The sequence below is a fragment of the Rhodanobacter sp. DHB23 genome, from assembly GCF_014842975.1.
In the GTDB taxonomy this organism is placed as follows: Bacteria; Pseudomonadota; Gammaproteobacteria; order Xanthomonadales; family Rhodanobacteraceae; genus Rhodanobacter_A.
The window spans coordinates 568,779-590,929 of record NZ_JACYXK010000029.1 but is presented as its reverse complement, the minus strand read 5'-3'; the positions used below and the strand labels follow the sequence as shown (position 1 = coordinate 590,929).

The 22,151-nt window shown below is 67.5% G+C and carries 21 protein-coding genes; 6 read left to right on the top strand and 15 right to left on the bottom strand.

Translation table 11 applies throughout. The annotated features are described in order from the left end of the window. Positions 1 to 75 precede the first annotated feature (75 nt). The 12 genes from IHE47_RS17350 to IHE47_RS17295 form a co-directional block, all read right to left on the bottom strand. The gene (locus IHE47_RS17350) at positions 76 to 744 is read right to left on the bottom strand and encodes an SGNH/GDSL hydrolase family protein (RefSeq protein ID WP_192108177.1); all 669 of its coding nucleotides are present in this window, start codon (positions 742 to 744) and stop codon (positions 76 to 78) included. Continuing rightward, the gene (locus IHE47_RS17345; RefSeq protein WP_192108175.1) at positions 741 to 1,445 is read right to left on the bottom strand and encodes an RES family NAD+ phosphorylase; all 705 of its coding nucleotides are present in this window, start codon (positions 1,443 to 1,445) and stop codon (positions 741 to 743) included. Before IHE47_RS17345 ends, IHE47_RS17350 begins: the two co-directional genes overlap by 4 nt. A gap of 178 nt (positions 1,446 to 1,623) precedes the next feature. After that, positions 1,624 to 2,037, bottom strand: coding sequence for an MbcA/ParS/Xre antitoxin family protein (locus tag IHE47_RS17340; protein ID WP_192108173.1), 414 nt, complete (start codon positions 2,035 to 2,037; stop codon positions 1,624 to 1,626). Positions 2,038 to 2,298: 261 nt separating this feature from the next. Then, entirely contained in the window at positions 2,299 to 3,165 is an 867-nt protein-coding gene (locus tag IHE47_RS17335) for a CPBP family intramembrane glutamic endopeptidase (RefSeq protein WP_192108171.1), read from the bottom strand. A gap of 144 nt (positions 3,166 to 3,309) precedes the next feature. Beyond that, a complete protein-coding gene (locus IHE47_RS17330) occupies positions 3,310 to 5,028 on the bottom strand; it encodes a DUF885 family protein (RefSeq protein ID WP_192108374.1) in 1,719 nt (572 codons plus the stop codon). 38 nt (positions 5,029 to 5,066) lie between these two features. Next, positions 5,067 to 6,740, bottom strand: coding sequence for a SulP family inorganic anion transporter (locus IHE47_RS17325; protein WP_192108169.1), 1,674 nt, complete (start codon positions 6,738 to 6,740; stop codon positions 5,067 to 5,069). Continuing rightward, the gene (locus tag IHE47_RS17320) at positions 6,737 to 7,351 is read right to left on the bottom strand and encodes a ParB-like protein (protein ID WP_192108167.1); all 615 of its coding nucleotides are present in this window, start codon (positions 7,349 to 7,351) and stop codon (positions 6,737 to 6,739) included. Before IHE47_RS17320 ends, IHE47_RS17325 begins: the two co-directional genes overlap by 4 nt. Before the next feature lie 94 nt (positions 7,352 to 7,445). Continuing rightward, a complete protein-coding gene (locus tag IHE47_RS17315) occupies positions 7,446 to 8,150 on the bottom strand; it encodes a YafY family protein (RefSeq protein ID WP_192108165.1) in 705 nt (234 codons plus the stop codon). A gap of 42 nt (positions 8,151 to 8,192) precedes the next feature. Continuing rightward, complete coding sequence (locus IHE47_RS17310) at positions 8,193 to 8,717, bottom strand: cupin domain-containing protein (RefSeq protein ID WP_192108163.1); 525 nt, start codon at positions 8,715 to 8,717, stop codon at positions 8,193 to 8,195. A 10-nt stretch (positions 8,718 to 8,727) separates the two neighbouring features. Further along, positions 8,728 to 9,132, bottom strand: coding sequence for a GFA family protein (locus IHE47_RS17305; RefSeq protein WP_192108161.1), 405 nt, complete (start codon positions 9,130 to 9,132; stop codon positions 8,728 to 8,730). Continuing rightward, positions 9,129 to 9,323 (bottom strand): hypothetical protein, encoded by a 195-nt coding sequence (locus IHE47_RS17300; protein ID WP_192108159.1) that lies wholly within the window; start codon positions 9,321 to 9,323, stop codon positions 9,129 to 9,131. Before IHE47_RS17300 ends, IHE47_RS17305 begins: the two co-directional genes overlap by 4 nt. A 117-nt stretch (positions 9,324 to 9,440) precedes the next feature. Then, the gene (locus IHE47_RS17295) at positions 9,441 to 10,052 is read right to left on the bottom strand and encodes a DJ-1/PfpI family protein (protein ID WP_192108157.1); all 612 of its coding nucleotides are present in this window, start codon (positions 10,050 to 10,052) and stop codon (positions 9,441 to 9,443) included. A 410-nt stretch (positions 10,053 to 10,462) separates the two neighbouring features. Between IHE47_RS17295 and IHE47_RS17290 the strand changes: the two genes are divergently transcribed. From IHE47_RS17290 to IHE47_RS17270, 5 genes are all read left to right on the top strand, one after another. After that, complete coding sequence (locus tag IHE47_RS17290) at positions 10,463 to 11,479, top strand: class 1 fructose-bisphosphatase (RefSeq protein WP_192108155.1); 1,017 nt, start codon at positions 10,463 to 10,465, stop codon at positions 11,477 to 11,479. An 88-nt stretch (positions 11,480 to 11,567) separates the two neighbouring features. Continuing rightward, positions 11,568 to 12,479 (top strand): patatin-like phospholipase family protein, encoded by a 912-nt coding sequence (locus IHE47_RS17285; RefSeq protein ID WP_192108153.1) that lies wholly within the window; start codon positions 11,568 to 11,570, stop codon positions 12,477 to 12,479. A 70-nt stretch (positions 12,480 to 12,549) separates the two neighbouring features. Then, positions 12,550 to 14,598, top strand: coding sequence for a S9 family peptidase (locus tag IHE47_RS17280; RefSeq protein WP_192108151.1), 2,049 nt, complete (start codon positions 12,550 to 12,552; stop codon positions 14,596 to 14,598). Positions 14,599 to 14,743: 145 nt separating this feature from the next. Further along, positions 14,744 to 16,129 carry a type II toxin-antitoxin system HipA family toxin YjjJ gene (yjjJ, locus tag IHE47_RS17275; RefSeq protein WP_192108149.1) on the top strand — a complete coding sequence of 462 codons (1,386 nt, stop codon included), beginning with the start codon at positions 14,744 to 14,746 and terminating at the stop codon, positions 16,127 to 16,129. Further along, positions 16,126 to 16,719: an HAD family hydrolase gene (locus tag IHE47_RS17270; protein WP_192108147.1), complete on the top strand. Its 594-nt coding sequence runs from the start codon at positions 16,126 to 16,128 to the stop codon at positions 16,717 to 16,719. The genes yjjJ and IHE47_RS17270 overlap by 4 nt, the downstream gene beginning before the upstream one ends. 4 nt (positions 16,720 to 16,723) lie before the next feature. On the opposite strand, the gene IHE47_RS17265 is transcribed toward IHE47_RS17270, so the two are convergent. The 3 genes from IHE47_RS17265 to IHE47_RS17255 form a co-directional block, all read right to left on the bottom strand. Continuing rightward, the gene (locus IHE47_RS17265; protein ID WP_192108145.1) at positions 16,724 to 17,815 is read right to left on the bottom strand and encodes a PA0069 family radical SAM protein; all 1,092 of its coding nucleotides are present in this window, start codon (positions 17,813 to 17,815) and stop codon (positions 16,724 to 16,726) included. 54 nt (positions 17,816 to 17,869) lie between these two features. After that, positions 17,870 to 18,433, bottom strand: a complete 564-nt coding sequence (locus IHE47_RS17260) for an acetate uptake transporter (RefSeq protein ID WP_192108143.1) — start codon at positions 18,431 to 18,433, stop codon at positions 17,870 to 17,872. Between the two features lie 156 nt (positions 18,434 to 18,589). Further along, positions 18,590 to 20,017, bottom strand: a complete 1,428-nt coding sequence (locus IHE47_RS17255) for a hypothetical protein (protein WP_225562042.1) — start codon at positions 20,015 to 20,017, stop codon at positions 18,590 to 18,592. A gap of 180 nt (positions 20,018 to 20,197) precedes the next feature. On the opposite strand from IHE47_RS17255, the gene acs reads away from it, so the two are divergent. Beyond that, a complete protein-coding gene (gene acs, locus IHE47_RS17250; RefSeq protein WP_192108141.1) occupies positions 20,198 to 22,138 on the top strand; it encodes an acetate--CoA ligase in 1,941 nt (646 codons plus the stop codon). Positions 22,139 to 22,151: the final 13 nt, after the last annotated feature.

The following is a 22,151-nucleotide window of genomic DNA, read 5'->3' as shown; positions in this document are numbered from 1 at the left end:
ATGATTTCGAAATATCGGTCCTGGGTCGAATGCAGAGTTCGCTAAAGCACGGTCAAATCTCGTGCGAGCCCGGCATCAATGCCCGTGCGCATCCACCCACGGCCGCACGATGCCTATCCACAACTCGTAGCCACTGCGATTCATGTGCAGCCCATCCTGAATGAACCATTTGGCTTGCGGCTGGCCGTCCTGGCCCAGCATCGGCGTGAAGATGTCCAGGTAGGCCACCTGCTTCTGCGTGGCTGCGTAAACGCGCACCAGGGCGTTCGCCTCGCGGATCTTCGGCAGCAGAGCCTTGCGCGCCATGCTGGGCTTGATCGCGATGAAAGCGATCGGCACATTGGGGTCGACCGCGCGTGCCTTGCGCACGAAGGCCGCGAAATCGTCGCGCACCTGTTGCGGGCTGTTGCCCGCCTCGATGTCGTTGTCGCCCGCATACATCACGATGGCGCGCGGGTGGTACGGCGCCACGATGCGATCGGCGAAGAACGTGCTGTCGGCAATCTCCGAACCGCCGAAACCGCGGTTGATCGTCGGCACTTCGGGGAAATCGCTTGCCAGCGTCTTCCAGAAGCGGATCGACGAACTGCCGATGAACAATACTGCGCCGGCTGGTGGCGGCTGTGCGCGGTCAGCCTGCTCGAATGCCGCGATATCGGCATTCCACTGCGTGTGATCGTTGGTCGTGCGCGCGAAAGCGCACAGCGGCAGCAAGGCGAACAGCAGGATCAGCCAGCGTTTCATCGTGTCTCCCTTGGAGTGTTTCGTGCGAGTTCCGACACTTCCAGCACCTGCGCGATGCGCGTGCCGTCCCAACGATAGATCAAATGCTGCGCCTGCACGCAGGGCGCCACCACGTCGGGCTGGAACGCGGCCACGCATTCGCCGCCACGGTCGCGCACGCTGTCGTAGACGATGCCGTTGGAGCCGCCCTCGCGCAGCGTGCGCGCGAGCCTGACGCTGGCTGTATAGACGCTTGCATCGTGTTCCTTCTTCCAGCCGCCGCGGACGTCGTGCAGGCGACTGTCGATGCGGGTGCGGTAGCAACGCATCTGGACGTCGCAGGCCGGCTCGCGGGTGGCGGCGAGGAAGCGTTCGCGGTGGTAGACGGTTTCCTCCACCGCCGTGGCCACGCTGTGCGCGGCGTAGAACACGCCCCAGCTGCCGTCGGAAAAGCGGCTGCCTTCCGGATTCAAGTGCGTGAACGCGGCCATCACCGGCGTCGAGCCCGGGCCGCTGATGCGGTGCTCGCGTGGCACCAGTTTCAAGGCGCCCGCTTCCTCGCGCAGGCGCGGATTGGTCAGCGCCTCGATCGCGAACACCGCGTCGAGATCGGCGGGATCGGCGATGCGGTCGTACACGCCCACCGGCGGAAAGCGGCTGGGCACGATGCGGTAGGCCTGGCTCCAGCGGATGCGGCGGACGGGTGGAAGATCGGCGGGCATGTGCGCTCCATGGCGTCAGGTAACTCCCTCCCCTGCTTGCAGGGGAGGGCTGGGGTGGAGTGCTTGTCCATGCAGCAACAGAGATCACCCTTTCCCAACCTCCCCCTGCATGCAGGGGGAGGAGGCAAGCATGACGATTCGCGATCTCGCGGAGCGCGATCGGTAGCCCGACACCACTTCAGCCGCGCTGCGCGTCCAGGTACTGACGCACCACGAACAGGTCGGCCACATTGCCCGACAGCATGCGTTCCAGCGCGGAGTGCCCACCGAACAGCGGTGCGGTATTCGGCTTGCGCAGCCACGCGTCGGCCTGCGCCGGATCGGGGAAAAGGATCTGCAGCGCCTTCCAGATGCCCAGCAGGTAGCTGATGCGCTCCAGCGTGTCGCGGCCAAGGCCGCCGGTCTGCTCGCGCTTCCACTTGTAGAACGTGGATTCGGGCGGATCGCCGAGCAGCTTGCGCTGTTCGGCAACGCGCAGGTCCCAGTGCCCGGCAAGACGGAAGAAGCTGCGCAGCGCGGGCGCGGCCAGCGCCGCGTCCGTTGGCAGGTAGCGCGGTGCGGCTTCGGCGATGCGACCGGCATGTGCGTTCATGTCGAAACTCTCCATGTGAAGCACATTGGCAATTTACTGTAAAACAGCAGCCTCGTCCAATGAAACCGCATTACCCGCGGTGATTGCCCGCCTGCCCGCAATCGCCCACCTGCATCCCGCGCAGGCCGAACCTGCCCGGATGCAGGTACACGCAAACCTTGCCGCCGCGCTGCACGGATTCGCAGAAGGAGCGCGGGACGTCCACAGGGTCCTTGTCGATATCCCTGGTTCCGACAACAGGCGCCGCCGACGGCCCGGACCTTATCCCGTCACCGTATCCAGAATCCCGTGGAAGAGCGAGGCACCGGCGATATTGCCGGTCCGCAGCGTCAGGAACCCCATGGCATAGCCCATGACGGCATGGTTGCAAAGTGCCGAGGCCAAGGTGAGTGCGATGTCCCCCCTCGCCATTGCATAGTCATTCGACAGATGCCATAGCCCGAAAAGCATCGCCTGGGCCAGCAAGGCAACGTTGTTGCTCATGAGTGTCCGAAAGCGTCCGAGCATGGCGCCCCGGAAAAGAAACTCCTCGGAGAATCCGTTCTGCAGCATGTTTCCGCCCAGGTTCCTGAATACACCCAAGGGTGGTGCGCTCCTGGCCACAAGGGCGAAGCACAGTCCTGCAACCGGTACGGCCAGCCAAGTCAGGGGGATCCGTCGTGAGCCGGGGTTGAATGGGCCGAGTCCCATGGCCCGCCATGGCACTCCGAGCAGCATGAGGGCGACGGCCGCGATCCCGAAGTAGTCGAGTACGTTCACGCATCCCAGGGCGATATCGCCGGGCATGACGCGGCCGAATGCAGCAAAGAGGGTGTGGTGAAGCGCCACCCAGTGCGGCACCACGCCGCCCGCGCCGTTCGAGGCGGTGAAATCGCCGCGGAAACTCATGGCAAGCGGCAATGCGAGACACAACCCAAGCTGCAGCGGAAGAAGCCTCCCGCGTACCGGGAAATCGCTTGCCGCGGGTGCCCATCGCGCCGTCAGCCAGCACAAGCCGCCGAGCACCAGCGCCTGCACCGCACAAGCAACGGCCATGAGCGGCATGCGCACGGCCATGTATGCCTCGGCAACGATCAAAAGGACGCTGACCGAAGCCACCAGCGGCCCCGGCTTGGAGAATTGCGTCATACCCGCGCCCCCCCTGTCCATGGCCGCCAATTATCCCCACTTCCCCGGCGGAACAAGCCAAGGACATGGAGAGCATCTTGGGCAACCAGGTCGCCCCGCGCAACCACAGGTGTGTTCCGCACGTGCACCTGCCTGCCGGCGTCTTCAGTCCTTGTCGAAATCCGGCTCCGGCCCACCCTCGGCGATGAAGCGGTCGATGCGCTGCTCCAGCACCGGCAGCGGCACCGAGCCGGTGGAGAGCACGGTGTCGTGGAAGGCACGGATGTCGAACTTGTCGCCCAGCGCCTTCTCTGCCTTGGCGCGCAGCCGCAGGATGGTGAGATAACCCAGCTCGTAGCTGTCGGCCTGGCCGGGCCAGCTGATGTAGCGGTCCACCTCGTTGGCGATTTCCAGCGGGCTGAGCGCGGTGTTGCCGGTGAGGTAGTCGATGGCCTGCTGGCGCGTCCAGCCCAGGTGGTGGATGCCGGTATCGACCACCAGCCGGCAGGCGCGCCACATCTGGTAGGTGAGGTAGCCGAACTGCTGGTAGGGCGTCTGGTAGATGCCCATCTCGTTGCCGAGGTATTCGGAGTACAGGCCCCAGCCCTCGCCATAGGCGGAGATGTAGCCGTCGCGGCGGAAGGCGGGGAAGTTGTGCTGCTCCTCGGCCAGCTCCAACTGCAGCGAATGGCCGGGGTAGCTCTCGTGCAGGGTCAGCGCGGGCATGTTGTACAGCGCGCGCGACTTCAGGTCGTAGGTGTTGACCAGGTACGCGTCGGCGCCGCCGCGGCCGGAGGTGTAATACGGCGCGATGTCGGCCGGCACCGGCACGATGGTGAAGCGCAGGCGCGGCAGGTGGCCGAAGAAGCGGGACATCTTGCCGTCCACTTCCTTCGCCACCCACGCGGTCTTGTCCAGCAGTTCCTGCGGCGTCCTGGCGTAGAACTGCGGGTCGGTGCGCAGGTAGTTGAGGAAGTCGGCGAAGCTGCCCTTGAAGCCGGTCTGCTTCATCACGTCCAGCATCTGCGCGTGGATCTTCGCCACCTGGTCCAGGCCGATCTGGTGGATCTGGTCGGGCGAGAGGTCGAGCGTGGTGTATTCGCGGATCTGCTGGCGGTAGTACGCCTTGCCGTTCGGCAACGCCTCGGCGGCCAGCGTGCTGCGCGCCTGCGGCACGTACTCCTCGTCGAAGAATTTCAGCAGGTTCGCGTAGGCGGGGATCACCTGGTCGCGGATGCGCTGCAGCGCCTCGCCGCGCAGCGCCTGCGCCTGGTCGTCGGGGATGCTCGCCGGCATCTGCTCGAACGGCGCATAGAAGCTGCTGGCCGTGGGGTCGGTGAGATCCGCCACCGCGGCGATGGATTTGTCGCGGCCCGTGAGTACCGCGCGTGGCACGCTGAAGCCGCGCTTGAGGCCCAGCCGCATGTTGTCGATCTGTTGCTGGAAGTAGTGCGGGACCTGGCCGAGGCGATCGAGGTAGCGGCGGTAGTCGTCCGCGCTGCGCAGGCGGTCGCCGCCCAGGTCGTCGCCGAGGTCGCTCCAGAACGCCGAATCGCTGTTGAACGGCATCTGCCAGTTCATGAATTTCTGGTCGGCAACGAAGTTGCGGATCTGCTCGCGGTACACCGCGTAGTTCACGCGGTCTTCCGGCGAAAGCTGGCCTGGATCGATGCCGTGGAGCTGCTTGAGCACGTTCAACCAGTAATCGAGGCGCTGCCGCTGGCTGGCGGCGTCCACGGCATCCAGGCGGCCGTCGTTCGGCTGCGCTTCGCCCGAGGCACTGATGCCCGCCTGCCCGGTGCGCCATGCCCATTCGTCGGTGTAGATCTGCTTGAAACGCGCATCGGCGTCCTGCCCCGCCCATGCCGGTGCGGCCAGCGCCATGCCAAGCGCCAGCCACTGCAGGTTCGTAACGATCTTCTTCACTGCGAGGGTGTCCCGTTCGGTTGCTGCGCGGAGATGGCAGTCGCCGTCGCGACGGCGTCCTCCACGCTCCAGTAATCAAGCGCCTGTGGCGGAAGCTGGGGCAGCGCCGCGCGCAACAGCAAATCATGCACCGTGTCCTTGAGGCGCGCCACCCGCAGCACGGTGCCGCGCGCGCCCAGCCATGCGGCGAAATCCGCCAGGGCCTCCAGCGCGGTGCTGTCCAGGTCGGGCGATTCCTCCAGGCTGAGCACCACCATCCGTGCGCCGGGATGGCTGGCGACCTGCTGCCGCGCCAGTGCCAGGATCGATTCCGCGTTGGCGAAGAACAGCGGCTCCTCCGGCCGCAGGATCAGCATGCCTGGCGGCGGCAGCGCGGACGGGTGTTCGCCGATGCCCACGAAATCATGGCTGCCGGGCAACTGGCCCAATTCGCTGAGGCGAGGCGTGGCGAGCTGGCGCAACAACATCACCAGACTGAAGGCGATGGCCACCAGCAAGCCGTTGAGGATGCCCAGCGCCAGCACCGCGACCACCGCGGCCAGCGCCACCAGCCGGTCGCGCCGCCACTGCAGATAGGGCTTGAACACCGACAGCCGCCACGACTTGCTCACCGCATGGATCACGATCGCCGCCAGCACCGGTTCGGGAATCCGCTCGATCCAGCGCAGCAGCAGCAGGACCAGCAGCAGCAGGGTGGCCGCGGCGACCAGCCCGGCCAGCCGCGAACGCGCGCCGACGGCCTCGTTCGCCGAGGTGCCGGAATAACCGGCGCCGACCGGCATGCCGTGCAGCAGGCCGGACAGCGCATTCGCCATGCCGATCACCAGCAGGTCGCGGTTCGCGTCCACCGGGTCGCCGTGCTTCAGCGCGAACGCGCGGATCGCGCCATACGATTCCGCGTAGAGCACCAGCAGCAGGGCCGCGGCCAGCTCGATGCTGGGTAGCCACTGGTTGCTCGTGGGCCACGTCGGCCAGCCCCAGGCTGGTGCGAGGTCGATCGCGCCGGTGAGCGCCACGCCATGCGCTGCCAGCCAGTTGGAGGCGGCCACGCCCAGCACGATCACCAGCAGGCTGCCGGGCAGGCGCCGCACACGCTCGCACAGGAACAGCAGCAGCAGCGCGACCACGCCCGCGCCCATCGTGGCCGGCTGGACGCGGCTGGCCGACTGCAGCAGCGTCGCCAGCAACAGCGGCACGAAGTCGCCATGCAGGCCCGGCAATCCGCACAGGTTCGGCAGCTGCTTCAACGCGATGACGCAGGCCAGCCCGAAGGTGAAGCCGCGCAGCACCGGCCGCGCGATCAGCTGCGACAAGCCGCCCAGGCGCGCGGCGCCCGCCACCAGGAAACAGCCACCGGTGAGCAGCACCAGAGTCGCCGCCACGGCTGCGCGCGAAGCCGCGTCCGGGCCGGCCAGCGCCAGCGTGCCGGCAGCCAGCACCGCGGCCGAGGACGAGGTGGCCGAGACGATGGCATAGCGGCTGCGGCCGAGCAGGCCGTAGCAGACCAGGCCGACGAACAACGCGATCACGCCGGCCTGCGGCAGCAAGCCGGCGATGCCCGAGTACGCCACCGCCTCGGGCAACAGCAGCCCGGCGATCGACAGGCCGGCCAGCACGTCCGCGCCGCGGCTGGCGCCCGGCGCGGCGGTGGCAGCCGGTGCCGCGTTCATTCGATCGTCCCGCTCCAACCCGGCAGGTAGGCCGTGTCCTGGCTGTGCGCGAACAGCAAAGCTTGCTGCATCGCCTTTGCACCGATCTTGCCGCCCGGCAGTTTCAGGTGGCGGCGATAGAAATCCGCCCACAGGAATTCCGCATAGGGCACGGCGTCCTTGGCGCAACCGCCGGCCATGCGCACCCGCGCGGCGAGCGTGCGGTAGGGGTCATCGGCCATCTGGGTCAGGCTGGTCGGGATCGCGGCGTAGTCCACGCGGGTGCCGTGCTGGTCGTACGGATGGGCCCAGCGGTTGAACTCCATGGTGCGCCAGAACACGTCCGGGATCAGCCATGAGAAATCGCGCTGGATCATCACCGGCACGTTCTTCACGCCCTCCTCCAGCAAGGCCAGGCCGAGATGGTGGTGGTCGACGATGTAGACCAGTTTCTTCGGCCCCAGCACGCCGGGGAACCAGTGCGTGGCGAGCAGCTCCTTGCGCTTCTTCTTGCCCAGTTCCTTCCACTGCGCGCGCTTGGCCGCGACCTCGGCCTTGCCCACGGTCAGCTGGGTCGGGCGCAACCTGGCCGGGGCGACCGACAACAGGGGATGACGTACGGCTGCCGACATCGCTCGATTCCTCCACGGACGTTGTGCCGCGAGCGTACCCGAGCCCGCGCGCCGACGGGGCCTCCGCTGCACGAAATTTCCTGCGCCGGCGCGGCTATTCCAGGCCGGTGTAGCTGCCGCCCACCGACTGCAGGTAAGCCTCGAGGTTGCGGCCCGGCCGGTCCTCGAAGCGCTCGCCAGAGGCGTTGCAGAGCACGATGCGATCCGGGCGGAAATTGCGGAAGCCTTCGCGCAGCCGGCACCACGCGCCCAGCGTCCACTTGCCACCCCAGAACGCCAGGCACAGCGGCTCGACCTCGCGCGTGCTGGCGTTGCCGGCCTCGTCGCCGTACTCCATCCGCAGCACCTGGCGCGCCTCGATCGCCGCGTGCAGCAGGTCGATCCGCGCGGCGAAATCGGCCTTGCCCTGGTCGCGCCACACCGGCGCGTAGATGCGCGTGCGCGCGGCGCGCTCGCGCAGCTCGGGAGGCAGCACCGCTTCGATCTTCAGCAACGCCGCCTGCGCGCCGGCGGCCAGCCGGTCGCCCGCGAAGGCGCGCACGAAGCGCGTGCCCACCACCAGTGATTCGAGTTCGTCGGCAGTGAACATCAGCGGCGGGATGTCCGAGCCCTTGCGCAGCACGTAGCCCACGCCGGCCTCGCCCTCGATGGGCACGCCGGAAAGCTGCAGGTCGGCCACGTCACGGTAGACCGTGCGCAGCGAGACGCCCAGCGTCTCGGCGAGGTTGCGCGCGGGCAGCGCGGTACGGCGCCCGCGCAGGGCGTGGATGATGAGGAACAGGCGATCGGCGCGACGCATCCGGACATGGTGGCTTGCCTGCACATCGATCGCCAGTGCCCGCTACTCGCCGTCCCAGTAATCGCAACCGTCGGCGAGCCGGCCGGCATGGCGGAAGCCCTGTGGCTTGCCGTCCGCGTCCTTGCCCGCGGCGTGCATGACGGCGAACTTGCCCGAATCCGGGTATTCGCAGATCTCCGGCGTCTGGCTGCTCGACACGGCGAGATAGCGCAGCGTGGTGTCGCCGGTATTGATGATCTGGTGCGCGGTTTCCGGACCGCCGGGCGGGCAGCCGATCACGTCGCCCGCGCGGATCGGCCAGGTCTCGGTACCGATGCGCACTTCGCCCGTGCCCTCGATCACGAAGAACATCTCCTCGTTGACGCGATGGCAGTGGAACGGAAACGCGCGCTTGCCCGGCGGCACCACCGTGAGGTTGTAACCGAGTTTCTGTGCGCCCAGCCGATGCCCGATCGGCGCCATGCCGCCGGCGAACTTCGCCGGCATCGGCCCGCCGCCGTATTGCTTGTTCAGCACGTCGAGCGGGATCGGTTCAAGCTCGTCGATGTTGAGGATGGGCCTGCTCATGATCGGCTCCTCAAAGATGCCGCGTCTCGGCGGGCGGGTTCATCCAGTTGTTCGCGCGGCCGTCGCACCAGCGCACGGGCGCATCGATCAGCTCCTGCGGCTCGACGTCGTCGAGGCAGGCGAGGTTGACCGAGACGTAGTCGCCACCGATCTGCTCCACGTAACCGCGTCCGAACGCGCGCACGCCGCAGTTCCGGCAGAACAGGTGGTGCGCGCTCAGCGTGCCGAACTGGTAGTCGGACAATGCGTCCTCGCCGCTCAGCAGGCGGAAATCCTGCGGCTTGATGCTGACGCCCCACCAGCGCGTCTTGGCGCAGATCGAGCAGTTGCAGCGGCCGGTACCGCTGGCCAGGTCGAGATCGGCTTCGTAGCGCACCACGCCGCAGTGGCAACTGCCGTGGTAGGTCTTCTTCATGGCTTGTCCCTCGTGGGCGAGACGATGTGGCGCAGGCCGGTCAACGCCGCCAGCAGCATGCGCCGGCGCTTCGCGGCGTGCTTGCGCACGTTGCTCGATGGCAGGCGGTACTGCCCGTCCAGCAGCAGGCCATGCAGGTAGAGCGGCCGATAAGCCATCAGTACCCTGTCGATTGCAGATTTCTTTGTCATGGCGTGGGCTCTTTTTGAAAGTGCGGCCATGGATGGCCGCGGTTGGACTTGCAGAACCGAACTGACTTCCTGAAACAGGGACTTGATCGAAGCGGCGCTCACGGACGAGCGCATGAATCAGGCCGCCGCCGCCATGGTGCCGGCCAGCCACGGCGGCGGCAGCGCGTGTTTGTAGAGACGGAACCAGTGCTCGCGGTCGCTGGCGTTGTAGAGATCCAGCGTGCGGATCACCTCGCGCGCGAACTCCACGCTGCCGAGCTGGCTGGCGGTGAGCGTGCCGCCGTCGCTCACCGCGAGCACGGTGGCGTCGTACTGCTCCGCGCCGCGGTAGTCGGGCACGTGCAGGTCGATGTGTCCGGCGTGGTTGCCGGTGTGCCGGCAGTGGTCGAGCAGGCCGGCGCGAGCCAGCGCCAGCACGCCGCCGTCGATGCCGGCCACCGGAGCACCGGCTGCGTGCACGCGACGCGCGGCGGCTACCGCGGCCAGGCCTTCGCCACGCGTCCACAGGTGGCCGCCGGGCAGGATCAGCAGCGCGGCGCGGGCAAGGTCGAGCTGGGCCAGCGTCAGCTCGGGCTGCACCACGAGGCCTGCCATCGAGGTCACCGGCGCCGTCGAGAAGCCCACCGCCTGCACCTGCCAGTCGCCGGGGCGGCGGATCTCGCACAACGCCAGCGCGGCCTGCCAGTCGGCGTAGCCGTCGAAAACGAGGAAATAAACCGTATCGCGCATATCGTTCCCTCCTTGATCGGAGGTACAGCTTGCGCGGGTGCTGCTGACACCCTTGTGTCAGCAGGCCAGAGCCTGTTCAGAGGCTCCCCATGGCTCGCGCCGGAAGCTGTTTGCGCGCAGGCCAAGGAAGAGCGAAGGAGTGGACGTCCGTCCACGACTGAGCGATGACGCTGGCCTGCGCGCAAACAGACCCGGCCCTTCGGGTTGCCCTGGTTTGGCCGCCATGCGGCAGCGCGAGGCTGGACTTGCCAGCCAGGCAAGCGCTGCGCCCCGCACTACCACCTGACAACCAAACCAAGGCAACGCGGGTCATGGGGAGCCTCTGCACAGGCTCTCAGGCATGGCGCGATTCAGCCGAAGCCCGGACAATGCGCACACCACCCCGCCCGCCACCCTGCCACGGACACCCCATGAAACCCGTTTCGCTCATCCAGTTCCTGATCGAGGAACGCCGCGCCGGCCACATCAACACCGAGCTTTCGCTGCTGATCGAAGTGGTCGCCCGCGCCTGCAAGCGCATCGGCGTGGCCACCGGCAAGGGCGCGCTGGGCGGTGTGCTGGGCGCGGCCGGCACCGACAACGTGCAGGGCGAGGCGCAGAAGAAGCTGGACGTGATCTCCAACGAGATCCTGCTGGAAGCGAACGCCTGGGGCGGCCACCTCGCCGCCTGTGCGTCGGAGGAGATGGAAGACCCGCAGCCCATCCCCGACATGTACCCGAAGGGCCAGCACCTGCTGCTGTTCGATCCGCTGGACGGCAGCTCCAACATCGACGTGAACATCTCGGTGGGCACGATCTTCTCGGTGCTGCGTTGCCCGGACGACGTGACCGATCCGAAGGCCGAGCACTTCCTGCAGCCGGGCACCACCCAGCTCGCCGCCGGCTATGTGGTGTACGGCCCCAGCACCCTGCTGGTGCTCACCTTCGGCCACGGCACGCACGAGTTCACGCTGGACCGCGAGATCGGCAGCTTCATCTTGAGCCGCCGCGACATCCGCATCCCGGAACAGACCGGCGAGTTCGCCATCAACATGTCCAACCAGCGCCACTGGGAAGCGCCGATGCAGCGCTACATCGGCGAGCTGCTGGCCGGCAAGGACGGCCCGCGCGGCCGCGACTTCAACATGCGCTGGGTCGCTTCGATGGTGGCCGACGTGCACCGCATCGTTACCCGCGGCGGCGTGTTCTTCTACCCGCTGGACGCCAAGATCAAGGACAAGGGCGGCAAGCTGCGCCTGATGTACGAGGCCAACCCGATGGCCTTCATCGTCGAGCAGGCCGGCGGCGCGGCCACCACCGGGCGCGAGCGCATCATGGAACTGCAGCCGGCCGGCCTGCACCAGCGCGTACCGGTGTTCCTCGGTTCCAGCCAGGAAGTGGCGCAGGCCACGCGCTACCACCGCGAAGCGGACAGCGCGCAAGGCTGACGCTTCGCCGCCTGTTCCGCGCCCCGCGTGCGCCACAAGCCGGTCATAGGCTTCCGGCACGTTCAACTTTCCCCGCAGGACGCCACCGATGCCGTTCCGCCGCCTGCTCCTGCCACTGCTCGCCACGCTCGCGCTGGGCGCCTGCACCCACGCGGCCAAACCCGTGCCTGCGCCGGTCGCACCGCTGCCTCCGCCACCGCCGCCGAAGCTGAAGATCGGCCTGGCGCTGGGCGGCGGCGCGGCCAAGGGCTTCGCGCACATCGGCGTGATCAAGATGCTGGAAGCCAGCGGCATCCATCCCGACGTGGTGGCCGGCACCAGTGCCGGCAGCGTGGTGGGCGCGCTGTACGCCAGCGGCATGGACGCGTTCCAGCTGCAGGAGACCGCGTTCGGCCTGGACGAGGCGAAGATCCGTGACGTGAAGTTGTTCTCCGACGGCCTGGTGCAGGGCCAGGCGTTGCAGGATTACGTGAACCAGCTGGTGCACAACCAGCCCATCGAGCGACTGAAGCTGCCGTTCGCGGCGGTTTCCACCCAACTGGAGACCGGCCAGCGCACGGTGTTCGTGAGCGGCAACACCGGGCAAGCCGTGCGTGCCTCTTCCAGCATCCCCGGCGTGTTCGCGCCGGTGGAGATCCGCGGCAGGCATTACGTGGACGGCGGCGTGGTGAGCCCGATCCCGGTGGATGCAACGCGCCAGCTCGGCGCGGATTTCGTGATCGCGGTGGACATCTCCGCCAAACCCGGCGGCACGAATCCGCAAGGCATGTTCAACATCATGGGCCAGTCCATCACCATCATGGGCCGCGAACTGGCCAAGCAGGAAATCGCCCGTGCCGACGTGGTGATCCGCCCCGACCTCAGCGGCATCGGCCCTGCCGACTTCGAGCAGAAGAACCTGGCCATCCTCGCCGGCGAGAAGGCCGCGCTGGCGGCGATTCCGGAGATCCGCGCCAAGCTTGCCGCGCGCGAGGCCGCGTTGGTCGCCGCCAAACCCTGACGATCCGCACATGGTGCGCCGCCGCCTGCGGTTGTAGCGTGGCGGTTTCCCCCGCACACGGGTTTGCACCATGCCGAAGTCATCGCGTCTTCTCGTTTCACTGGCCTTGTCCGCCACGCCCCTGCTCGCACTGGCGGCGGTGGACACGCCTGCCGTCCAGTCCGCTCCAAAGGCCGGGCAGCCGTTGCCCAAGCTCGACCGGATCCAGCGCATCGGCGACGTGGCGCTGTCGCCCGATGGCTCGCACCTGGCATGGGTGCAGGAAGGCAAGCAGCCGGTGATCGAACTGGCCGACGCCGATGGCCGGCACGCACAGGCTCTGGACCTGGGCACCAAGCTTGCCGATTGCAGCAAGGGCGACCTCGCCTGGTCGCCGGATTCGCACCAGCTCGCCTTCATCGCCAACTGCAGCCACGACCTCACCAATACCGAGGCGATGCACACGGACGTCTACCTCGCCGACGTGGCCGGCAAGGGCGCGCCGCGCGAAGTGGCCAAGCTCGCGGGTTATGCACGCGCATTGGCATGGACGGCCAACGGCCAGTCGCTGGGCTTCCTCTACGTGCCCGGCGCCACCCGCCACGCCAGCGCCACCGCCGCAGGCAAGCCCCAGGTGGGCGTGATCGGCGAGGAGCCCGAGGAAATCCAGCGCGTCGCCAGCCTGGACGTGGCCAGCGGCGCCGTGCACACGCTCACCCCGGCTTCGATCTACGCCTACGAATTCGGCTGGTCGGCCGACGGCTCGCGCATCGCCTACACCGCCGCGCCCGCGCCGGGCGACAACAACTGGTGGGTGGCGAAGCTCTACGTGCAGGACGCGAAGGAAGGCGCCGCGCCGCGCGTGGTGGTCGATCCTTCGACCGTCACCGGTTCGCTGCACGGCCTGCAGATGGCATTGCCGCGCTGGTCGCCGGACGACTCGCGCATCGCCTTCATCGGCGGCCTGATGAGCGACCAGGGTTCCACCGGCGGCGACCTCTACAGCGTCTCGCCCAGCGGCGGCGAACCGGTCAACCTCACTCCCGGCATCACCGTGACGCCGGAATGGTTCGCCTGGGCAAGCAAGGATGCGCTGACGGTGAGCCAGAACGCCAAGGGCAAGGTGCAACTGGCCCGTTACGACATCCATGGCGAACAGGCCACCGCGCAGGCGCCCTACTTCACCGTGCCCGCGATGATCGGCGCCGGTGGCGCGGTGCTGTCGGTATCACTGTCCGCCGACCACCAGCGCGTGGCCTTCGAGCAAAGCTCCTACGACCGTGCGCCGGAAGTGCACGCCGGCAAGCTCGCCGGCACGCCACCGCCCGCCGTCACCTCGCTCAATGCCGGGCTCAAGCCCGCCTGGGGCAAGGCGGTGTCGGTGGAGTGGAAGAACGAGGGTCGCGACGTGCAGGGCTGGCTGCTCTACCCGACCAACTACGACCCGCACAAGACCTACCCGATGATCGTGAACGTGCATGGCGGCCCGGCCTGGGGCGTGCTGTCCAGCTGGCCCGGCATGGGCGCGATGTATGCCAGCGAAGGCTATTTCCAGTTCATGCCCAACCCCCGCGGCAGCTTCGGCCAGGGCGAGGCCTTCGTGCAGGCCAACCGCAAGGACTTCGGCTACGGCGACCTGCGCGACATCCTCGCCGGCATCGACGCGGTGGAGAAGCTGGCGCCGGTGGATGACCACCGCCTCGGCCTCACCGGCTGGAGCTACGGCGGCTTCATGAGCATGTTCGCGCCCACCCAGACACAGCGCTTCCGCGCCGTGGTCGCCGGCGCCGGCATCTCCGACTGGGCGAGCTACTACGGCGAGAACCAGATCGACCAGTGGATGATCCCCTACTTCGGCGCCAGCCTGTACGACGACCCGGCGGCCTACGCCAAGAGCTCCGCGCTCAGCTTCATCAAGCAGGCGAAAACGCCGACGCTCATCATCGTCGGCGACCGCGACGAGGAATGCCCCGCGCCACAGTCCTTCGAGTTCTGGCACGCGCTGAAGACCCTCGGCGTGCCGGCGCAGCTGGTGGTGTACCCGAACGAAGGCCACCACTTCGCCAACCCCGAACACACCCGCGACCTGCAGCAGCGCTCGCTGGCGTGGTTCGCCAAGTACCTGCCGGCGACGCGCTGAACGATGGCAAGGCCGGCTTCTTCCAGACACGAAGAAGCCGGTCAACCCATCCAGAAATCTATTCACCAATCAAACCATATTCCACATAACAAATTGATATTATGAATATTTGACTTGAATTATCTATTCAAGTATCTATTCATATATGGTCAACCCAACCACCCTCACCGAGCGTCTGCTCGACACCCTGCGCCTGCGCCGGGTGGCCAGTTCACGGGAGCTGGGAGCGGCACTGGGCACCAGCCAACCCAGCATTTCGCGAGCCCTGGCCGCCGCCGGCTCGCGCGTGGTGCGCGTGGGCCAGGCGCGGCGCAGCCGTTATGCCGCCGTGCGCGAGGTGCGCGGGCTGGGCACGCACTGGCCGCTGTACCGCATCGACGAGCGCGGCCAGCCGCGTGAATTCGGCGAGCTGACGGCACTGCACGGCGACGGCTGCCTCGTCGCCACCGCCACGCCGCCCGACTGGTTCCAGGGCGAATTCGCCGATGGTCTGTTCCCCGGCCTGCCGTGGTTCCTCGACGACCAGCGCCCGCAAGGTTTCCTCGGCCGCCAGTTCGCCCAGCGCTGGTCGCGCGAACTGGGCCTGCCCACCGACGTGCTGCGCTGGAACGGGGACGCCGTGCTCACCGCCCTGCTGCTGCACGGCGACGACGCCCCTGGCGACTTCGTGCTGGGCGACACCGCGCTGGAACGCGCCCTGCGCAACGAACCGGAGGCCATCCCCGCCGCCGCGCGCGGCGAGTACTACGCGCAACTCGCGCAAGCTACGCTTGGCGGCGAGCTGGTGGGTTCTTCCGCCGCCGGCGAGCAGCCCAAGTTCACTACCTGCGTGCGTGAAGCCGACGACAGCCTGCGCCACGTGATCGTGAAGTTCGGCGAGCCCGCCGACGCCCATCCCGGCGCGCGCCGCTGGGCCGACCTGCTGGTGTGCGAACACCTCGCCGCCGAACTGCTCGCGGAACACGGCCATGCCAGCGCGCGCACCGAACTCGTCCAGTCGCAAGGCTGGCTGTGCCTGGAAACCACGCGCTTCGACCGCATCGGCGCACATGGCCGGCGCGGCTTCGTGAGCCTTGCCTCGTGGAGCGACGCCCGCGACGGCGAACGCGACGACTGGGCCGCCGCCGCGCAACGCATGCAACAAGCCGGCTGGATCAGTGCCGATGCGCTGGAACAGGTGCGCCTGCGCTGGTGGTTCGGCCGCCTGATCGCCAACACCGACATGCACTTCGGCAACCTCGGCTGCTTCCTCGGCGACACGCTGCCGCTGCCGCTCGCGCCCAGCTACGACATGCTGCCCATGCTCTACCGGCCCGCCAGCAGCGGTACCGTGATGACGCGTGCGTTCGACCCGCCACCGCCTACGCCCGCTGCACTGGCCAGCTGGTGCACGGCCGCAAGCTGGGCCGCGCTTTACTGGCAGCGCGTGGCACGACATCCGCTCGCAAGCGACGAATTCCACCGCATCGCCGACGCCAACCACGCCGCCGTGCAATGCCTGCGCCAACGCTTCGATACGGAAGTCACATGAACCTTGCCCTGTTCGACTTCGACGGCACCCTCACCACGCACGAGACGATGCCCGACTTCATGCGGCAGGCGACGTCGCCGCTGCGGCGCGCCTTGGGCATACCGGTGTTCGCACCGATGCTGGCCGGCTACAAGCTGGGCCTCGTCAAGGGCACGACGATACGCAACGCGGTGGCAATTTTCGGCTTCCGCGGCGTGCCTGCCGCGCACATCCACGCCGCTGGCGAACGCTTCGCCGTCGAGTACATTCCCAACGTGCTTCGCACCGAAGCCATGCAACGCCTCGCGTGGCATCAGGCGCAAGGCGACAAGGTGGTGCTGGTTTCCGGCGGCTTCGATTTCTACCTCGCGCCGTGGTGCAGACAGCACGGCCTCGACCTGATCTGTTCCACGCTGGAAACCCGTGGCAACCGCCTCACCGGCCGCTACCAAGGCGCCCAATGCGTGGGCGAGGAGAAAGCGCGCCGCGTGCGCGAACGCTACGCCCTCGCCGCCTACGACCAGTGCTACGCCTACGGCGATACGCACGAGGACGAAGCGATGCTGACACTGGCACAGCGGAAGTTCTATCGCGGGCTGGAAATCGCCTGACCGTTCAGAACAGCTCCCCCTGCGGCGACGGCTTGCGCGGGGGAACGAAGCGCGAGGTGTCGAGTCGCAATTCACGCGCACGACCAAAGCCGTGCCTGCGGCAAGCCAACTCGAAGCGCTTGCGCAGCAATTCCGCGAACACGCCCTGGCCGCGCATGCGCGTGGCGAAGTCGCTGTCGTAGTCGCGGCCGCCGTTCATCTGCTGCACCAGGCTCATCACGTGTGCCGCGCGCTGCGGCGCGTGCAACGCCAGCCACTCGCGGAACAGCTGCTTCAGTTCCCACGGCAGGCGCAGCACGGTGTAGCCGGCACAACGCGCGCCGGCTTCGTGCGCGCGCTCAAGCACCGCCTCCATGTACATGTCGTTGAGCGCGGGGATGATGGGCGCGACGAGCACGCCCACCGGCACGCCGGCTTCGGCCAGCGCGGCGACGGCCTTGAGGCGGCGATGCGGTGCGCTGGCGCGCGGCTCGAGCTTGGCGGCGAGGTGGTTGTCCAGCGAATTCACCGAGACGAACACCTGCACCAGCTTTTCGCGCGCCATCGGCGCGAGCAGGTCGAGGTCGCGCTCCACCAGGGCGTTCTTGGTGACGATGGTGCAAGGGTGACGGCATTCGGCCAGCACTTCCAGCGCGGCGCGGGTGAGCCGCCATTTTTTCTCGATGGGCTGGTATGGATCGGTGTTGCTGCCGATGTTGATGGGCTTGGGCACGTAGCCCGGCTTGGCCAGTTCGGCGCGCAGCACATCGGCAAGATTGGTCTTGGCGCGCAGCTTGGTCTCGAAGTCCAGCCCGGGCGAAAGGTTGAGGTAGCTATGCGAGGGTCGCGCGAAGCAATACACACACCCGTGTTCGCAACCTCGGAACGGATTGAGCGCCTGTTCGAAGGCAATGTCGGGCGAATCGTTGCGGGTGATGACGCTGCGCGCGCGTTCCTCGGTGACGCAGGTTCTCGGGCGAGGCGCGGCTTCGTCCAGCAACCGGCTTTGCCAGCCGTCGTCTTCGGCATGATGGCGGATGGTCTCGAAGCGGCCCTCCGGATTGGAGGCAGCGCCGCGTCCCTTGATCGCCTGCGATGGAATGGATGAATCGCCCATCCGCGCAGTGTGCCGCGCGCGCATCTCAGCACGCGCGACACTTGCATGCCTGCATCAACCGATCGGCAATACCGTGCGTTGCTGGCTGTCGTTGATGATCTCGGCGGCGGACAGGTAGAACGCGAGGATGGCGGTCAGCAGGCCCATGTAGCCGCCGGCCTCGTGCAACCCCGCCATGCCGGTCCATTCGCCCGCGGCGAGCAGGAAGAAGGTGATCCACAGCGCGAGGAAGATCAATTGCAGCGCGCGCGGCGCACGCAGCGTGCCCAGCCACATGTAGAAGGTGAACACGCCCCACAGGAACAGGTACCAGCCGACGAAGGCGGCGGGCACCTTGTCGTGCAGGAACAGCACGAACAGCGCGAACGACCACCAGAACGCGCCGTAGCTGAGGAAGGCGGTGGCGCCGAAGGTGTTGCCACGCGGCAGCTCCATCACGCCGGCGATGGCCTGGGCGGTACCGCCATAGGCCAGCGCGCAGGCCAGCACCATGCCCATGGCGTCGCCGCTGAACCAGCCGGCATTGATCATGCTCAGCAACCAGGTGGTCAGCGCGAAGCCGGCCAGGCCCAGTGGCGCGGGGTTGGAAAACTTCGTTTGCGTGCTTGCGTCGCTCATCGTGCGATTCCCCAATGGAAGGATGGCGATGATGGAAGCCATGTACAACGCGCGACGGGCCATCCACGCCGCGCCTCGGCGCGTGTGACCACGGGCAAGCCCGCGTTGGATCATCCATGCTGGCGCCGGTGTCGCCTGGCACCGGCGCCGTCAGGGTCAGAAGTGATACAGCGCGCTCAGGCTGACCTGGTTGCCGCTGGTGGTCTTGGTATCGACGCCGTTGGTAGTGCTGTCGAGCCAGCCATACAGCCACTCGACGCCGAGTTCGTAGTTGCCGGCCGCATAGGTGAGATCCATGCCGGTCTGGCGGCTGCGCAGCAGGCCGGTGGAGCCGTTGCCCATCCAGCGGATCACGTCGTCCTTGTTGGGCTTGCTGGAGGCGTAGACCGCGCTGAGGTTCCAGTTGGGCGTGAAGTTGTAGCCGGCCTGCAGGTAGCCGCCGGTGTCCTTGATGTCGCCGAACTGCGACAAGTCGCCGAACACCTCGCCCAGGCCCTTGCCGGTGTAGGCATTGGCGCGGAACACCCACGGGCCGGGCTTCCACTGGCCGCCCACTTCGTAGCCCACGCTCTTCACGTTGGACTGCACCGGTGTCGCCACGGTGCCGCTCACGCCGCGCAGGTCCACGGTGCTGTAATGCGCCACCACATAGGCCAGCCAGTCCGAACCTTGCGCATGCAGCCGCGCTTCCACCTGCGGCCGGAAGCCGACGTTGCCGGCGGTGAGGTAGTTGATGTTGTTGACGGCGGCATCCGGCCCGTTCCACGAACCTTCGAACGCGCCCACGTCCAAACGCCACTGCACGCCGCCACCGCCGTGGTTGAGATCCTGCATCCAAACCACACCGGGATAGCGCCAGCCGATCATGCCGGTACCGAAGCCCAGCGGGAACGCGATGTGCGACAGCGAGGCGGTGACGTTGTCGAGCGGGAACAGCAGATCCCACTGCTGGCCGATGCGTATCGTGCTGCCGCTGTCGGGGTTGACCAGGTCCATGTAGGCCTGGCGCAGGCGCGGGATCGGCTGCTGCTGCGCATAGGCGCCGGTGCCATTGTAGCCGCCGAAGAAATCCATCTCGATGCGACCGCCGCCGGTCCAGTCGCCGGCCAGCTGCGCACCGCTGAAGTCCAGCCAGAAGCGCGTGTTGCGCACGTCCACGCCGCTGAGCGTGCCGTTGGTGGAGGTGGACGACGGGTATTCCGCGTTCTGACCATTGCCGTAGACGAAGCTCTTGTTCTGGCTGAAGGCCGAGGCACTGATGAAGCCGTGCAGCGCCACCGACAGGCCCGGCGCACTACTGAACACCGGTTTGCCCGTGTTGGTGGCGGGCGCGGCGACGACGTTCTGCGTCCCGGCAGCGGGTGCGGGCTGGCTCGCGGCTTGCTGCTTCTGCGCCTGGATCATCGCCTTGAGCTGAGCCAGCTCCTGTTCCAGCTGGTCCACCCGCTGTTCCAGCTGTTGCTCGCGCGCGCTTTCGCCAGCGGTGCCGGCGGTTTGCGCCATAGCCGCCCACGGCAGCGACAACGCGATGGCAACGCCCAGCGCCAATGGCGCACGGCAACGACGAACGAGTGTCGGGCTCATGGCAGGCTTCCCCTCGGAATGGTGGAACCGAGCATGTCCATGCTTGCGCGCGCGCGGCTATTCGCCGATGGTCTTAACTTCGACCAAAGTCGATACACGGGGCACTTCGGCACTCTGGCGACATCGCTACACTCGAAGGCCTACCTACGCCGCCCGCACCCGCGCCTACAGGAGATCCGCATGTCCACGATCCATCCCGTCGATCCCGCGTTCGCCGCCAAGGCGCGCATCCGCCTGGACGACTACGAGCGGCTGTACACCGAGTCGGTGAAGGATCCCGAGGCCTTCTGGGCCAAGGCGGGCGAGCGGCTGGACTGGGCGAAGCAACCGACCCGGATCAAGGATGTCTCCTTCGATCCGAAGGACCTGCACATCCGCTGGTACGAGGACGGCACGCTCAACGTGGCCGCGAACTGCCTCGACCGCCATCTCGCCGAGCGGGGCGACAAGGTGGCGATCATCTTCGAGGGCGACGACCCGAACGAATCGCGCACGCTCACCTACCGCGAACTGCACGCCGAGGTGTGCAGGTTCGCCAACACGTTGAAGCACCTGGGCGTGGCCAAGGGCGACCGCGTGGCGATCTACCTGCCGATGATCCCCGAGGCCGCGGTGGCGATGCTGGCCTGCGCGCGCATCGGCGCGATCCATTCCGTGGTATTCGGCGGCTTCTCGCCCGACTCGCTGGCCGGGCGCATCGCCGACTCGCAGTGCAAGCTGGTGGTGACCGCCGACGAGGGCGTGCGCGGCGGCAAGAAGATCCCGCTCAAGGTCAACGTGGACGAGGCGCTCAAGCGCCCCGGCACCAACAGCGTGGAAACCGTGGTGGTGGTGCGCCGCACCGGCAGCGCGGTGCCGATGCAATCGCCGCGCGACCGCTACTGGCACAACCTGATGGACGGCCAGAGCGCGGACTGCCCGGCCGAGCCGATGGAGGCCGAGCACCCGCTGTTCATCCTCTACACCTCCGGCTCCACCGGCAAGCCGAAGGGCGTGCTGCATACCTCGGCCGGCTACCTCGTCTACACCAGCTACACCCACGAGTGCGTGTTCGACCTGCGCGACGACGACGTCTACTGGTGTACCGCCGACGTCGGCTGGGTCACCGGCCACAGCTACGTGGTGTACGGCCCGCTGGCCAACGGCGCCACCACGCTGATGTTCGACGGCGTGCCGAACTACCCCGACTTCAGCCGCTTCTGGCAGGTGGTGGACAAGCACAAGGTGTCGCTGTTCTACACCGCGCCCACCGCGATCCGCGCGCTGATGCGCGAAGGCGAGGCACCGGTGAAGAAGGCCTCGCGCGCCTCGCTGCGCGTGCTCGGCACGGTGGGCGAACCGATCAACCCCGAGGCCTGGGAGTGGTACCACCGTGTGGTCGGCGAGAGCCGCCTGCCCATCGTGGACACCTGGTGGCAGACCGAAACCGGCGGCATCCTGATCACCCCGCTGCCTGGCGCCATCGCCACCAAGCCCGGCTCCGCCACCAAGCCGTTCTTCGGCGTGAAGCCCGCCATCGTGGATGCCAACGGCGAAGTGCAGCAGGGCGCCTGCGTGGGCAACCTGCTGATCACCGACTCCTGGCCCGGCCAGATGCGCACCGTGTACGGCGACCACCAGCGCTTCATCGAAACCTATTTCAGCGCCTACCCCGGCAACTACTTCACCGGCGACGGCGCGCGCCGCGACGAGGACGGCTATTACTGGATCACCGGCCGCGTCGACGACGTGATCAACGTCAGTGGCCACCGCATCGGCACCGCCGAAGTGGAAAGCGCGCTGGTGGCGCACCCCAAGGTGGCCGAGGCCGCGGTGGTCGGTGCGCCGCACGAGATCAAAGGCCAGGGCATCTACGCCTTCGTCACGCTGATCGCCGGCGAAAACGGCAGTGACGAGTTGAAGAAGGAACTGGTGGCCTGGGTGCGAAAGGAGATCGGCCCGATCGCCACGCCGGATTTCCTGCAATGGGCGCCTGGGCTGCCGAAAACCCGCTCGGGCAAGATCATGCGCCGCATCCTGCGCAAGATCGGCGAGAACCAGCCCGACCAGCTCGGCGACATCTCCACCCTCGCCGATCCCAGCGTGGTGAAGAACCTCGTCGAGGAACGCCTGATCAAATGAGCCGGGGTTCGGG

Bases quoted from the DNA above. Each gene is read 5' to 3' on its own strand.
- IHE47_RS17280 (WP_192108151.1), top strand. From the start codon at position 12,550: ATGCCGAAGTCATCGCGTCTTCTCGTTTCACTGGCCTTGTCCGCCACG.
- IHE47_RS17255 (WP_225562042.1), bottom strand. From the start codon at position 20,017: ATGAGCCCGACACTCGTTCGTCGTTGCCGTGCGCCATTGGCGCTGGGC.
- IHE47_RS17260 (WP_192108143.1), bottom strand. From the start codon at position 18,433: ATGAGCGACGCAAGCACGCAAACGAAGTTTTCCAACCCCGCGCCACTG.
- IHE47_RS17290 (WP_192108155.1), top strand. From the start codon at position 10,463: ATGAAACCCGTTTCGCTCATCCAGTTCCTGATCGAGGAACGCCGCGCC.
- IHE47_RS17340 (WP_192108173.1), bottom strand. From the start codon at position 2,037: ATGAACGCACATGCCGGTCGCATCGCCGAAGCCGCACCGCGCTACCTG.
- IHE47_RS17345 (WP_192108175.1), bottom strand. From the start codon at position 1,445: ATGCCCGCCGATCTTCCACCCGTCCGCCGCATCCGCTGGAGCCAGGCC.
- IHE47_RS17305 (WP_192108161.1), bottom strand. From the start codon at position 9,132: ATGAAGAAGACCTACCACGGCAGTTGCCACTGCGGCGTGGTGCGCTAC.
- IHE47_RS17285 (WP_192108153.1), top strand. From the start codon at position 11,568: ATGCCGTTCCGCCGCCTGCTCCTGCCACTGCTCGCCACGCTCGCGCTG.
- IHE47_RS17350 (WP_192108177.1), bottom strand. From the start codon at position 744: ATGAAACGCTGGCTGATCCTGCTGTTCGCCTTGCTGCCGCTGTGCGCT.
- IHE47_RS17335 (WP_192108171.1), bottom strand. From the start codon at position 3,165: ATGACGCAATTCTCCAAGCCGGGGCCGCTGGTGGCTTCGGTCAGCGTC.
- IHE47_RS17295 (WP_192108157.1), bottom strand. From the start codon at position 10,052: ATGCGCGATACGGTTTATTTCCTCGTTTTCGACGGCTACGCCGACTGG.
- yjjJ (WP_192108149.1), top strand. From the start codon at position 14,744: ATGGTCAACCCAACCACCCTCACCGAGCGTCTGCTCGACACCCTGCGC.
- IHE47_RS17325 (WP_192108169.1), bottom strand. From the start codon at position 6,740: ATGAACGCGGCACCGGCTGCCACCGCCGCGCCGGGCGCCAGCCGCGGC.
- IHE47_RS17270 (WP_192108147.1), top strand. From the start codon at position 16,126: ATGAACCTTGCCCTGTTCGACTTCGACGGCACCCTCACCACGCACGAG.
- IHE47_RS17265 (WP_192108145.1), bottom strand. From the start codon at position 17,815: ATGGGCGATTCATCCATTCCATCGCAGGCGATCAAGGGACGCGGCGCT.
- IHE47_RS17320 (WP_192108167.1), bottom strand. From the start codon at position 7,351: ATGTCGGCAGCCGTACGTCATCCCCTGTTGTCGGTCGCCCCGGCCAGG.
- acs (WP_192108141.1), top strand. From the start codon at position 20,198: ATGTCCACGATCCATCCCGTCGATCCCGCGTTCGCCGCCAAGGCGCGC.
- IHE47_RS17315 (WP_192108165.1), bottom strand. From the start codon at position 8,150: ATGCGTCGCGCCGATCGCCTGTTCCTCATCATCCACGCCCTGCGCGGG.
- IHE47_RS17310 (WP_192108163.1), bottom strand. From the start codon at position 8,717: ATGAGCAGGCCCATCCTCAACATCGACGAGCTTGAACCGATCCCGCTC.
- IHE47_RS17330 (WP_192108374.1), bottom strand. From the start codon at position 5,028: ATGGCGCTGGCCGCACCGGCATGGGCGGGGCAGGACGCCGATGCGCGT.
- IHE47_RS17300 (WP_192108159.1), bottom strand. From the start codon at position 9,323: ATGACAAAGAAATCTGCAATCGACAGGGTACTGATGGCTTATCGGCCG.